The organism is Endozoicomonas sp. ALD040, from assembly GCF_049275945.1.
In the GTDB taxonomy this organism is placed as follows: Bacteria; Pseudomonadota; Gammaproteobacteria; order Pseudomonadales; family Endozoicomonadaceae; genus Endozoicomonas_A.
Genome location: NZ_CP184829.1, coordinates 5,879,266 through 5,892,117, shown reverse-complemented (window position 1 = coordinate 5,892,117; position 12,852 = coordinate 5,879,266). Strand labels below are relative to the sequence as shown.

Here is a 12,852-nt window from a genome sequence, read left to right as displayed (position 1 = left end):
CTTACTCCCAGTCATCTTTCAGGGCTATGGCTTTTACCTGATCAAACATAAAATCCAGGGCCTTATGATCAGTAAATGCCTGCAAGCACTGTTGCCGGAACTCTTGCTCTGTGGCGTCTTCCTTTGCACAGATAAACGACCAGGGAAGAACCAGCGTATCCTTGATGAGATCAGCTACGTCGAATACCAGGGCTCCCCGGCGGGTTTTGCCGTGCATCACTGCAAAACCGTGGGGGATGCCTAATACCCAGAGCGTGGTCGCTGCCAGTCCGTAAGCCAGATAATTACCATGATTCAAAAATGTATTGGCCTGATCTTCTGCGCTGCGTTCACGAGTAAATGAACCATAACCGGTTTGCCGTGCTGCAAAGTTATAAAGCGTCTTGGTCAGCCGAGCCTCTGCCTGTAGTAAATCATTGACTGTTAATACCTTGTTGATTGTGCTTTCAGTAGTCTCAAGGTCAGGCTTTATGCTATCAATAAGAAAGCCTTCATTTTTGAGGTCTCGGTCTTTGCTCCAAATTGTTTTCATAAACTGAATTCTGGCGAGCTGCATTTGTTTGGCTGCTTGTAATCTTTTCTGGTCATCAAACCAGAACTGCATCCAGCCCTGCATGTATTCTGTGGGGCGATATTCACTTTGTGGCGTTAACCATTCCACCTCATTGGCCATCAACAGGGGCGTTCCACCGCCACCACAAAAACCAATTAACACACCGGCAGAAGCCAGCATACGAGCAGCGGCCTGAGTAATAGAGGTTCCGTTGCCCAATAGCAGGCAAGTGGTGTTGGCAATGGGAATATTCCAGTAGTGGTTGTTATTTTTTGCTTCGGTGAGATACAGCACCCGGCCATCTTTCTGCATGATCCGGCATTTTTCCAGATAATAGATATTGGCTCTTTTTGAGTGCAGAATAGCCTTGAGATCAGTCAATATATCCATTGCATAATACTCCTTTTCTGAACCATGGCTTTCGTTTAAACGCATTAAATTCAGATTTAAAAAAATAGGTAGGATTGGTTGGCTGTCGTATTTCAACGAGCTTGGGAATTGATAAAAGAGGGCTTTCAAGCCCTCCCGGATCGGTCGATCAGATATCAATCACGTCAAAAGGCACTAATGGATTAACATCCGCCTCATAATCAACGCCTTCAACACCAAAACCAAAGAGTTTCAGGAACTCTTCCTTGTATTCAATGTAATCAGTCAGCTCGGCCAGGTTTTCGTTGGTCAGTGCTGGCCAGAGTGCCTGACAGTGTGATTGAATGTCATCTCTCAGCTCCCAGTCATCCAGGCGCAGGCGATTGGTGTCGTCCACTGCCGGAGCCTGGCCGTCTTCTCTGTGAAGGCGATCACGGAACATTCGGTTGATCTGCTCGATGCAGCCTTCATGAACACCTTCTTCGCGCATCTTTTTGAAGACCATGGCGATATAGAGAGGCATTACCGGAATGGCGGAGCTGGCCTGGGTAACGACGCTCTTCAGTACTGCGATGTTGGCTGAACCATTCAGGCTCTTGAGTTGTTTATCAATGGCGTGGGCGGCACGGTCGAGATCCTTTTTGGCTTGACCCAATGCACCTTCCCAGTAAATAGGCCAGGTAAGTTCGGTACCAATATAGCTATAGGCCACAGTTTTACAGCCTTCTGCCAGGACATCGGCTTCTGAAAGAGCTTTTATCCAGAGTTCCCAGTCTTCACCCCCCATTACCGTCACCGTTGCTGCTACTTCTTCTTCGGTCGCAGGCTCAACAGAGGCTTCAAACAGTTGATCTTTGTTGGTGTCGACGGCAGTCGCCTTATAAGGCTGTCCCATAGGCTTGAGTACGGAACGGATCACTTCACCACTGTCAGGCAGTTTACGGACGGGAGAAGCCAGGGAATAAACTACCAGATCGATCTGGCCCAGATCTTCCTTGATCAGTTCGATTGTTTTGGTTTTGGCTTCGTGACTGAATGCATCTCCGTTCAGGCTTTTTGCATATAGACCTGCTTCATGGGCCAGCTTTTCGAAAGCGGCAGAATTGTACCAACCTGCCGTACCGGGTTTTTTTTCGGTCGCAGGCTTTTCAAAGAAAACACCGATAGTGGCCGCGCCTGAACCAAAAGCCGCAGTAATTCGAGAGGCAAGGCCGTAACCACTGGAAGCACCAATAACCAGGACCCGCTTGGGACCCCCGGCCACTTCACCCTGAGCCCTGGTATAAGCGATCTGCTCTTTAACGTTCTGCTCACACCCGACAGGGTGGGTCGTTGTGCAGATAAATCCGCGAATCCTTGGCTTGATAATCATCTTTGGCTCCGGTTAACGATAAGAGACGGCACTCGGTTCACTGTGCCATAACAGTCGAGTAAAGCTTATCCAAAACCGGCAGGGTGGAAAAGGCGCAGGCGGTATAGATCAGTCGGTATATTGATACGAAATGTATCAAGAGTTCTCAAGATAGAAAAGTTTGTCCCGAACACTGCGCTTAAAGTCGCTCGGCGTGAGCTGGAAGTGTTTCTGAAACAGTCGGCTGAAATAGTCAGGGTCTGTGTATCCGGCCTGGTAGGCTGCTTCCCTGATTGAAAGGTCGGTACTTTTCAGGAGATCCGAGGCCAGGGTCAGTCTCATTCGCTGAATATAAGCGGTGGGGGAGAAGCCCGTTGCTTCCTTGAATCTTCTGTGCAGCGTTCTTCGTGTCAAGCCTGAAGCTGCTATCAGGTTTTCCATCTCAATAGCTTCACAATAATGCTGCCTTATCCATTCCTGAAGCCGGACGATGATTTCATCGTTATGAGCGGTTGTGTGGTCTTCGGCGAACAGCATCTGATCCATAGGTCGACGAATTTCATGGGAGAACTGCTGCTCGACCTTATGGGCAATTTGTTCTCCCATGCTCAGCTTAATAAGGTGGACCATAAGATCGGCAACCGAGTTGACACTTCCGGCACAGAATATTCTGCCTGAGCGGGTAATCAGGTGGTGGGGTTTAAAATCAACCTTGGGATAGTGTCGCTTTAATCGTTCAAGAAAATACCAGTGAGTCGCTGCGGGCTGGTGATTCAATAAACCTGTTTCGGCCATAAATGTGACCCCGGTTGCTGCTACGCAGAAGGTAGCGCCCTGCTGATGCTGATACCTTAGCCATTTCACCATTGCTCTGGATTGTTTGACCACGGGTAGGGGATTGCGCCAAAGGCCGGGCACAATGACAAGGTCTCCGGGACCTGTTTCAGGAAAGGTCACTTCCGGTGTCAGAGGAATTCTGCTCATGCTGATGATCGGGTTAAGTTGCTCAGCACAGAAACAGACTTCGACGTCTGGATACTGATGTCTCAGTCGACTATAGGTGACTCCTGCCTGGATCATTTCAAGGGGTAAACTGATGCTGGTAGACAGCATATGATCCACAAGGGGAATCAGAACTCTATTCAGTGAAAGCGTTTTCTGTACCAATGCACCGGCCTGTGAATTCGATGGTATGGCGTAATAATCAGGTATATTGGCGTAAATGTACAGATGAGTTGATGAATGTCCTATTAAACTACCGCTATATCTTTTCTCTAAATGGAGTTGTTACCGTGAGCAGATTGCCGGTCATTGTCGCGCAGGGAGGCATCAGCCCGGCGGGACGAAGTTCAGGGTTTCATGGCTATCATCGCCTGATATTTGATCAATTGGGTGCTCAGCAACAGCAGAAAACATTGTCTGCTATCGCACGACTCAGGGGGTTGGATAAAGACACTCCGGCAGACACCATTCTTTCAGGTACTTTGATCAGGCAGCTGGAAACCAATCTGTTTGATAATAACGCTCTCTATTATCACCAGCCCCTCAAAGCCGACAAGGGGTCCGAGCTGATTCTGCCCAAGTGCAGGTTGCCCAAGCCATTGCCGGAAAACTGGCAGGTGGAAGCACTGAATGATGGTCGAAATGTCAGAGTTTGTTTTTCTGGTCTGCAAACCCTGATGTTGCCTTCAACAAGGGCTGGTTCGGTCAATGCTGCTGGTCAGTTACCCAGCGGTTTTGATCCTGCTGCGCTCTATCAGTCGAGACATCATCCCCGCTCACTGGCTATGACGGTTTATGGTGCGTCAGATGCCTTGCAATCCTCAGGTTTGGAGTGGCAGCTCTTAAAAGAGAATTTGTCTCCCGAACAGATTGCTGTCTATTCTGGCAGTGCCATGAGCCAGCTCGACTATAACGGCTATGGCGGTATGCTGAAAGCCCGCCTGATGGGTAAGAGAGTTAGTTCCAAGCAATGTCCACTGGGCTTTGCTGAAATGTCTGCTGACTTTATCAATGCTTATATCCTGGGTTCACTGGGTAATACCGGCACTTCAATGGGAGCCTGTGCGACCTTGCTTTATAACCTGCAGCTGGCAGTAAACGACATTCGTTCCGGCAAGCGCCGTGTGGTGATTGTTGGCAACAGTGAGGCACCGGTCATTCCTGAAATCATGGATGGCTATAGCACCATGGGAGCTCTGGCTACGGATGATGCTTTGAGGAAGCTTGATGGTCTTGACGATCTTACCAACCCCGATTGGCGTAACGCCTGTCGTCCTTTTGCAGAGAGTACCGGTTTTACCATTGCCGAGTCTTCTCAATACTTTGTCTTGATGGATGATGGACTGGCGCTGGAGACCGGTGCTGAAATTCTCGGGGCGGTGGCTGATGTTTTTGTGAACGCAGACGGCTATAAGAAATCCATTTCAGCGCCCGGTGCCGGCAACTATCTGACCCTTGCCAGGGCTGCCGCTCTCGGCAGGGCCATTCTGGGAGAGGACGCTCTGCGACAGAGAAGTTTTGTTCAGGCTCACGGTACCGGTACCCCACAGAACCGGGTGACTGAATCCCGCGTCCTCAATGAAACGGCTCGTCATTTTGGTATGAATAACTGGCCTGTCACTGCAGTTAAGAGCTATCTGGGTCACTCTATTGGTGCGGCTGCCGGTGATCAGCTAATGTCGACACTGGGTGTCTGGCATCAGGGCATTATTCCCGGAATCAGAACCATTTCCGGCATTGCTGAAGACGTTCATCATTCACACCTTGATATCAGTATGAATCACAAACAGATGGACCCATCACAGATGGCCATGTCGCTGATCAATGCCAAAGGTTTTGGGGGCAACAACGCTACGGCACTGGTTCTGAGTCCTGATATAACCCGTGAGATGTTAAAAGCCAGACACGGCGAGCAGGCACTTTCATCCTGGCAGCAGTGCTATGAAACTACGTTCCGCCGTCAGGAAGAGTATGAGTCTGCACAGCTGTCTGGCCAGGCGGAGCCTATTTATCTATTTGGTGAAGGGGTTCTTGGAGAAGACGATCTGGAGTACACCGACCAATCCATTAAGGTACCCGGTTTCGGCCACCCGGTGAATCTGGAAGTAGATAATCCTTTCTGGTCTTTTTGATCTTGGAAGCCTGATGAAGTGGGGGCACCACCTTTCCAGCCCGGGACATAAGAAGAGTTAATGTATCCCGTTATTCGGCTGCACTGGATGATATTATTGAGTCATACCCGAGCAAACGTTCAGTTGATTTATGGTCTATTTTACGGGCATGTTCTTCAAAAGCTTTACATCATTATCCGGGCTGGTCATTGAGTTATGTATAAAGGTAGACTCAATCAGTCCTCAGTATCTCATTAAAGGGAGAAAGTCATAATGAGAACCAGACTCAAACTGACCGGAATACTGATTAGCTCTATTGTTCTTACTGGCATGGCTGCCAGTATGGTAACGGCAGATGAAGATGAACAGGCAGGAAGAGTGGAAGTCAGTCACGCCAACAGTACTCATTTAACGCTTTACCCGGACAAAACCCTGGTTCGTCAGCAGTTCAAAGTGCTTCCCGGATCGGATGGGAGCCTGGTCGTCGAAGGCATGGCCGATGACTGGGAAGATGACAGCCTTGAGCTGGAATACATCAAAGACAAACAAGGTCTGGTGCCCGATAGCCTCACTTGGCACAGAGGTGGGCTGGACCGGGATCATCTATACAACAGGTTGGTCGGCAAGTCGGTTGAACTCGTAGGGGGAGGGCTGAACGTTCCGGTACAGGGTGTGTTGCTCTCCTATGACAGTGGAATGGGTCTGGTCCAGGGCAGTAATGGTCGACAATACCTGGTGGACTGGAACGATCCGCAGGGTATCAGGCTGGCTTCGCGCGAACAGGTTTTTCTGGAAAAAGACTATCAGACTCGTCTGATAGCACGCTTCCCGGATCTGGAAGGTACCGACCAGTTACGTCTTTCTTACATCACGCCTTCCATTCGCTATTCAAGCCATTATCGAATGACTCTTGATGATGATGGAAAGGCTCGTATTGAGCTGACGGCGCTGTTAAACAACAACACAGAAACCGATTACAACAACGCAGATATCAAGCTGGTGGCCGGTGATATGGGGCGACCCAACGTGGGCTATGCCCATAAAATGGTGAGGGCGAATGCTGCCAGTCCCATGCCCGGTCAGGAAAATCAGCGGGTGGGTGAAGTCATGGTCATACCCTTGCCGAAGGATCAAACGAAACTGACCCCGTTCTCCTGGCAACAGATGACGCTCTACAAGGAAGATCAGATAGCACTCGATCATTACTATCAGCTGGATGTCAATGGACGTTCATATTCGGGCAGAGGTTCAGATCTGCAAAGACCCAGACTGAATTATCGCTTTAAGGCAGGGCGCGATCTTCCTGCAGGTGAGGTGAGAATTCTTGAATCTACCGGCGACGGCACTGTGATTATCAGTGGTAATGCCATGATTCCCCAGACCACCAAAGGGGATTATGCCCATCTTGCTATGGGCGAAGCTCTGACTGTGAGGGTTGAGAGAAAGCGTGTTGACAGTCAGCAGCGCGAGAAGGAGCTGATCAGTCGCTGGCAGGCCGTCGTATTCAATGACAGTGATGAAGAGGTGACCTTGATGATGACAGATCGCGATCATTCTCTGATTAAGTTGGAAGATGTGAAAGGCGGTACTCTGGAGCAGACTGACACCATCAAAGTCAAAGTTCCCGCAAAAAGCAAGAAAACGTTTACATATACCTCGGTATACACTCGGTAATACCGTTCAGGTCAGAAGTCTGAAGGCAATAGTTGTTCAGGCTTCTGGCAAAATAAAATGCAACTTACTACAGATCAAAGGCTCATGCTCAATTATCCATCCATTGTAGTTCTGACTGGTGCCGGTATTTCTGCCGAGTCGGGTATTCGAACCTTCAGGGGCAGTGATGGCCTTTGGGAAAACCATTCGATTGAAGATGTCGCCACGCCGGAAGGTTATTATCGCAATCCGGCCCTGGTGCAGGCTTTCTATAATGACAGGCGACAACGACTGAGTGAAGTGGTTTGTAATGCTGCTCATAAGGCTCTTTCAGACTTTGAAAAGTCTTTTGATGGTGAGTTTCTGCTGGTAACCCAAAACGTGGATGATCTGCATTCCCGGGCGGGCAGTCAGAACCTGATTCACATGCATGGTGAGCTTTATAAAGCGAGTTGTCAGGATACAGAGCAGGTTTTCGAGTGGTATGAGGATCTGACTACCGAAACACTCTGCCCCTGTTGTCAAATGGCGGGCAATTTGCGGCCTCATATCGTCTGGTTTGGTGAAATGCCCCTGGAGATGGATCGTATCTACAAAGCTTTGTCGCAGTGTGATCTTTTTGTATCCATCGGAACTTCAGGTAATGTTTATCCGGCTGCTGGCTTTTTTGAAGAAGCCAAAGCTGCGGGTGCCGAAACTGTAGAGTTGAATCTTGAGCCCGGCTCCAACGCCTCCCGGTTTGATCGAAGTCTAAGCGGTCCTGCTACTGAATTGGTTCCTGAATTCTTTAATACTTTGTTGGAATAGATGTACGGCAATATTTTCCTATCTCAAATTTTTCGATGCCCTGCATGTTATGCTTCTTCTCAATTGGAGAAAGCGGAGTGTGTTTTTTTTGGCAGTTCGTGCTTCTGTTCCGAAGAGGAATTTTTTACTTTTGGGGTATTATCCAAAGGCGACAGTTTGTCTGAGTGGTCAGGCTTGTAATCTGAATGCAATGGGTCAACGGCATCAGGCGCGTGTTGAGATACAGCGGCTGCAGAACAGCCAGAGACTGCCTCTTCCCTAAAGTCACCGACGAATATAGCAGCTCTTTTACCAGCGCGCCTTTCACCAAGCGTTTGACCAGTAGCCGGAAAGGCAACAAAATTGAAGAGTTCAGGGTTGATACTGTTATACCTTGTAAACAGATGCTTCAAAACATCTTTAGTGAAGACGCTGCTGAGACAGCCTGAATATTCAAATTCAATCCTGATAATAGGTTTGTCCGATGTACGCTCCGATACTGTTCGTTTGACAAAAAGAGACTGTCCATCTGCAGACCAGCTGAACGAGGCTTTTTCCAGAGACTCAGGGGGAAACCATACCATTGGAACAGCATCAAATCGGTAAGTAACCGAGGTACCGGGCAGGCCAACAGAGACAACAGAGGTAGTACCTTTGATTTCGGGCGGATGAACAAGAATATTCAGCGATGATAAGAAGAAATTTTGCTTGGCTTTACCTTTAAATGACTTCACGTAGCTGAGGTAACCTGCATTCCTGTAATTAGCAGTAGCGTGGTAATCATGGTCAACGATCCACAGATACTCAGGGAACAAATCTGCCGGTGCCTGCGCCATAACCGCTCGAACCGTTGTCATAACAATCAGAAAAATAACAGTTTGTCGCACCAGAAATACCTGCTGGTTTATAACAAACGGTAACTATAGACGCTCAAAATGGTTCTGCAGACAACCTTGATCGGAAAATAAAAAATAAAGGGCAATCACAAGCTAAAGGCATTAAAGGAAGGACCAACAGCTGTCACCAATTCATCATGAAACTGACACCCTTGTAACATCACTGTGTCTTATTTCTTACATACCCTGTGCTCGCAAAATAACCCATAACAAACGGGAGTCCTTGTGAGAGTTCTGAGTTTTATACCACTGATTGTTTTTTCACTATTGCTGAGTGGCTGTGACGATGAAACAGAAACCGCCAATGGTGACAATAATACCAGTGAATACCACTGCCCAGTTGAATAAATAGTAAAGGCAATCAGCTAATTATGAAAAAAGCGTTGAGTCGTCGTAAATTTTTAAAAGCGTCAGGTATCGGTTTAACTGGAGTGACAGCATCAGGGTTGCTTCCACCTTCAATTGTGAAGGCTTTATCCATTCCGGCAAATAATGTCCATGGCAACATCAATGATGTCGAGCATGTGGTTATATTGATGCAGGAAAACCGGGCTTTTGACCACTATTTTGGAACCTTGGCAGGGGTTCGTGGTTTTGCTGATCGCCATCCTGTTCCTACGGTGTATGGCAATGTCTGGAAGCAAAAATATAAGCAACGAAATAATGAACGCTTTATTTATCCCTATCATCTGGATGCGGAACAGGGTAATGCCCAGCGGGTGAATGGTACGCCACACACTTTTCCGGATGCCCATGAAGCCTGGGATCACGGGCGCATGAGCGATTGGCCAACCTATAAAGAAGATCAGTCGATGGGTTACTACACAGAGGCTGAATTACCTTTTCAATTTGCCCTGGCCGATGCTTTTACTGTCTGTGATGAATACTACTGCTCATTCCATGGGGGAACTAACCCTAACCGGCTGTATCATTGGACGGGTATCAATCATCACGAACTGGACCCTAACCCACCTGCCATTTTTAATGATTATGATAGTCTGGGCTCGTCCAGTGAAGGGTATACATGGACAACCTATCCCGAGCGTCTGGAGCAGGCGGGTGTCAGTTGGAGGATTTATCAGAACTTACCTGATAATTTTACAGACAACCCTCTGGCCGGTTTTAGACAGTACCGGGAAGCCAATGAATCAAAAGGCAATCAATCCAATGGTAAGCCTTATCCCGAATGGTCAGAAGACGATGACAACATAAGCCCTTTGCTGAAAGGCGTCGCCAATACCATGGCTGACGGTGGCTTTTTGGAAAGTCTTAAAAATGATATTGAAAACAAAACTTTGCCACAAGTGTCATGGATTATTGCGCCAGCAACTTATTCCGAGCACCCGGGACCTTCGTCACCGGTACAGGGAGGCTGGTATACACAGGAAGTTCTGGATGCATTAACCAGTGACCCGGACACCTGGAGTAAAACAGTCCTGATTATCAATTTTGATGAAAATGATGGTTTCTTTGATCATATGCCTCCACCTTGCCCGCCTTCCCTGAGTGAGGGAGCTTTTCATGGTGAAAGTACTGTTGATACAACCGGAGAGTATCATACTGAAAATCAGGCTTATGGTCCGGGTCCAAGAGTTCCGGCATTGATTGTTTCTCCGTGGAGCCGGGGAGGCTGGGTGAACTCACAGGTGTTCGATCATACGTCGGTGTTACAGTTTCTGGAGAAGCGTTTTGGAGTGATCGAAGAGAATATTACGCCTTTTCGCCGTGCGGTTTGCGGTAATTTATTATCGGCGTTTAATTTTGAAAACCCTAATGACGAGCCATTGCCATCGCTACCGGAAATGACTAAGTCCGAGGCTGATACCATAAGATTCTTCCAACAACTATTGCCACAGATTAATCCTCCGGCTGAAGATGACCAGCTACCGCCCGCTGCGGATGCAGGTATCCGGCCTTCAAGAGCTCTTCCTTATGAGCTGCACGTCAACGCTTTGGTCGATATTGATCAGTATTCCGTTGTTCTGACTATGACCAACAGTGGACAGCAGGGCGCGGTGATTCATGTCTATGATCAACTGAATCTGGAAGAGATACCTAAGCGTTTTGTCATTGGAGCCGGAGATACCGTACGGGCTACATGGCCGACATCTCTCGACAATAAGTATGACTTGTGGGTGCTCTCTGCTAACGGTTTTCATCGTCAGTTTAAGGGAACCTGCGAGCAGGAACATAACCAGGAAGTCTCCGTATGTTATGGAGTTAACAAGGAAACGCCGTCGGTTCTTGTCAAGCTGGAAAATCTTGCAGATACAGAGAAGCGTGTAACTGTAGACTTCTCAGCCTACGAGCCAGGTAATCAAAAGACTGTCACTCTGGCAGCCGGTGAAAAATCGTCTGTTGAGCAGTTTATCAAGCCTGCATCCAACTGGTATGAGCTGGAAGTCAGTGTTGAAGGAAGTGACACGTTCAGACGTTATTGTGGCAGGGTTGAAAATGGCACTCATGGCGTTTCAGACCCTCTGATGGGGTCATAAAACTTCTGAAAATTCAGAGGGTGCCCAAAGTGATGGGTGATACCAATCGAACTTTCTAACTTCCTATTGCGCTGAAGATTTGAGCCTTAATCCTGCGTTGGCGATCGTCGCCATAGTTAAGGCTATGACTCCTCACGCCGCCTTGTCTCAAGGCTCAAATCTCCATGCTCATCATGGCAGTTAGCAAGCACGATTGGTATAACCTTTGTTTTTAGCCACATTGGCTGTCAGTCTGGGAGGTTTGGCTCATGATGGATATTTTGAGGCAGGATGACTATGGAAAAATAACTGGCCAGATGAAATGATAACCCTTAGTAATACTTTTTTAGACACTACCTGCAGGACATTCTATTGAGCCCTTCAACATGTCAGCTTCCAGATGGTCTGGTTGATGCAATGCGACATTTCAGTGCAATTGATGCCATCTATCTATACGGTTCACGGGCAAAAGGGAATGCCAGGGACGACAGCGACTGGGATCTTGCTGTTATTTATACAGATTATGAAACCGATCTTCTGGAACGTGCCGTCCGGCCACAAATGATGGAAGCCGAGCTAGAGCGGCTGTACCCCGAGCTTGAACTCAGTGTTGTTGATCTTCGAGAGGTACCTGTGCCTCTGCAATGGAATATTATTCAGGGTATGAAACTGTTTGACCGCTATGTTCCGGCCGTTCGCCGTCTTGAGCATGCCATTATTTCTGCCTGGGAAAAAGACTATGAACGATAAAGCGTACGAACAGGAAATTGAGAATGTTCAGCAGGAGATGATACTTATTCTTGATGAGCTTCATGATGATCTTGGCAGCTGGAGAGCCAGGGACATGCTGGCTGCCCAGAGAGCATTACAAATTCTGATTGAGTCGCTGATTGGCTTATCCCGATATGTTTATCAGGAAAAATTCGGAGTTAAAGTCACAAAATCCCGGGCGGCAATCGATGGTTTAGAGAAGCGGAACGCTTTAACTCGACAGGATTACGACACAGCGATGAAGATGATCGGTTTTCGAAATGTGGTAGTGCATGACTATCTTGACGTCAATCGCAATATTCTTGAAGCCATTATAAAGAATAAGTTTTATCGTGATATTCAAAGGATTACTCTTCATATACAGTCTCTTTTGTAATATTTATCTGCTACCTGCAGTGCTACCTGCAGGACATCCATAAACCTTCGTTTTCAACTGACCCACGGGTTTGGTGAGGGCTGCCCAGACTGAGGCCGGATGATCAGAACCATAGTACCTTAGTCAATTACCCTGAAATCTTCACGAGTACCGCTATTCCAAGGAATACTGGAAATTTGAAAGGTTCGTCAGGGTCAGTCAGAAGAAGCTGAAGAAGACTTTTTACTTGACGGTTTACTTGGTCGCTGAAATGGATGGGTTCACTGGCAAGTGCTTCGTTGAGAGTCTGCTCAATCGCTTTTAAGTATGAAGGCGATAATATGGTGTTGAGTCGCCGGCATCGTCGGCCTGACGCAATGCTTGATAATGGGTATTTTGTTGGTCACGAATGATGGTTTCTACGGGCAAAAAAGCCATCGGCTCAGCAATGGCATCACGGATGGAAGGTCGCAACGGCGTAAAAAGCCCTTGCTACACAAGAGTTTCAGGCAAAAAGAAACCCGCGACTCT

General features: G+C 47.8%; 12 protein-coding genes. 7 read left to right on the top strand and 5 right to left on the bottom strand.

Annotation, left to right across the window (positions count from 1 at the left end; translation table 11 throughout):
• Position 1: 1 nt before the first annotated feature.
• The 3 genes from cas1f to ACOJUN_RS21310 form a co-directional block, all read right to left on the bottom strand.
• Complete coding sequence (cas1f, locus tag ACOJUN_RS21320) at positions 2-943, bottom strand: type I-F CRISPR-associated endonuclease Cas1f (RefSeq protein WP_422133885.1); 942 nt, start codon at positions 941-943, stop codon at positions 2-4.
• A gap of 148 nt (positions 944-1,091) precedes the next feature.
• Positions 1,092-2,294: an enoyl-ACP reductase FabV gene (fabV, locus tag ACOJUN_RS21315; RefSeq protein WP_422133884.1), complete on the bottom strand. Its 1,203-nt coding sequence runs from the start codon at positions 2,292-2,294 to the stop codon at positions 1,092-1,094.
• Positions 2,295-2,429: 135 nt separating this feature from the next.
• Positions 2,430-3,386, bottom strand: a complete 957-nt coding sequence (locus tag ACOJUN_RS21310; RefSeq protein ID WP_422133883.1) for a GlxA family transcriptional regulator — start codon at positions 3,384-3,386, stop codon at positions 2,430-2,432.
• A gap of 179 nt (positions 3,387-3,565) precedes the next feature.
• Here ACOJUN_RS21310 and ACOJUN_RS21305 point away from each other — a divergent pair, with 179 nt between their 5' ends.
• The 3 genes from ACOJUN_RS21305 (at position 3,566) to cobB (ending at position 7,846) form a co-directional block, all read left to right on the top strand.
• Positions 3,566-5,407, top strand: a complete 1,842-nt coding sequence (locus ACOJUN_RS21305; protein ID WP_422133882.1) for a beta-ketoacyl synthase — start codon at positions 3,566-3,568, stop codon at positions 5,405-5,407.
• 252 nt (positions 5,408-5,659) lie between these two features.
• Positions 5,660-7,060, top strand: a complete 1,401-nt coding sequence (locus ACOJUN_RS21300; RefSeq protein ID WP_422133881.1) for a DUF4139 domain-containing protein — start codon at positions 5,660-5,662, stop codon at positions 7,058-7,060.
• A gap of 57 nt (positions 7,061-7,117) precedes the next feature.
• Positions 7,118-7,846, top strand: coding sequence for a Sir2 family NAD+-dependent deacetylase (cobB, locus tag ACOJUN_RS21295; protein ID WP_422133880.1), 729 nt, complete (start codon positions 7,118-7,120; stop codon positions 7,844-7,846).
• Positions 7,847-7,905: 59 nt separating this feature from the next.
• Here cobB and ACOJUN_RS21290 read toward each other — a convergent pair whose 3' ends face one another.
• Entirely contained in the window at positions 7,906-8,682 is a 777-nt protein-coding gene (locus tag ACOJUN_RS21290) for a hypothetical protein (RefSeq protein ID WP_422133879.1), read from the bottom strand.
• A 264-nt stretch (positions 8,683-8,946) separates the two neighbouring features.
• Between ACOJUN_RS21290 and ACOJUN_RS21285 the strand changes: the two genes are divergently transcribed.
• The 4 genes from ACOJUN_RS21285 to hepT all read left to right on the top strand — a co-directional run bounded on the left by ACOJUN_RS21285 (position 8,947) and on the right by hepT (position 12,342).
• Positions 8,947-9,069, top strand: coding sequence for a hypothetical protein (locus tag ACOJUN_RS21285; protein WP_422133878.1), 123 nt, complete (start codon positions 8,947-8,949; stop codon positions 9,067-9,069).
• A 23-nt stretch (positions 9,070-9,092) separates the two neighbouring features.
• Entirely contained in the window at positions 9,093-11,216 is a 2,124-nt protein-coding gene (locus ACOJUN_RS21280) for a phosphocholine-specific phospholipase C (protein ID WP_422133877.1), read from the top strand.
• Between the two features lie 351 nt (positions 11,217-11,567).
• Positions 11,568-11,945, top strand: coding sequence for a type VII toxin-antitoxin system MntA family adenylyltransferase antitoxin (gene mntA, locus ACOJUN_RS21275; protein WP_422133876.1), 378 nt, complete (start codon positions 11,568-11,570; stop codon positions 11,943-11,945).
• Positions 11,935-12,342 (top strand): type VII toxin-antitoxin system HepT family RNase toxin, encoded by a 408-nt coding sequence (hepT, locus tag ACOJUN_RS21270; RefSeq protein WP_422133875.1) that lies wholly within the window; start codon positions 11,935-11,937, stop codon positions 12,340-12,342. The genes mntA and hepT overlap by 11 nt, the downstream gene beginning before the upstream one ends.
• Before the next feature lie 300 nt (positions 12,343-12,642).
• Here the strand turns inward: hepT and ACOJUN_RS21265 are convergent, their stop codons facing one another.
• Entirely contained in the window at positions 12,643-12,795 is a 153-nt protein-coding gene (locus ACOJUN_RS21265) for a hypothetical protein (RefSeq protein ID WP_422133874.1), read from the bottom strand.
• Positions 12,796-12,852 lie beyond the last annotated feature (57 nt).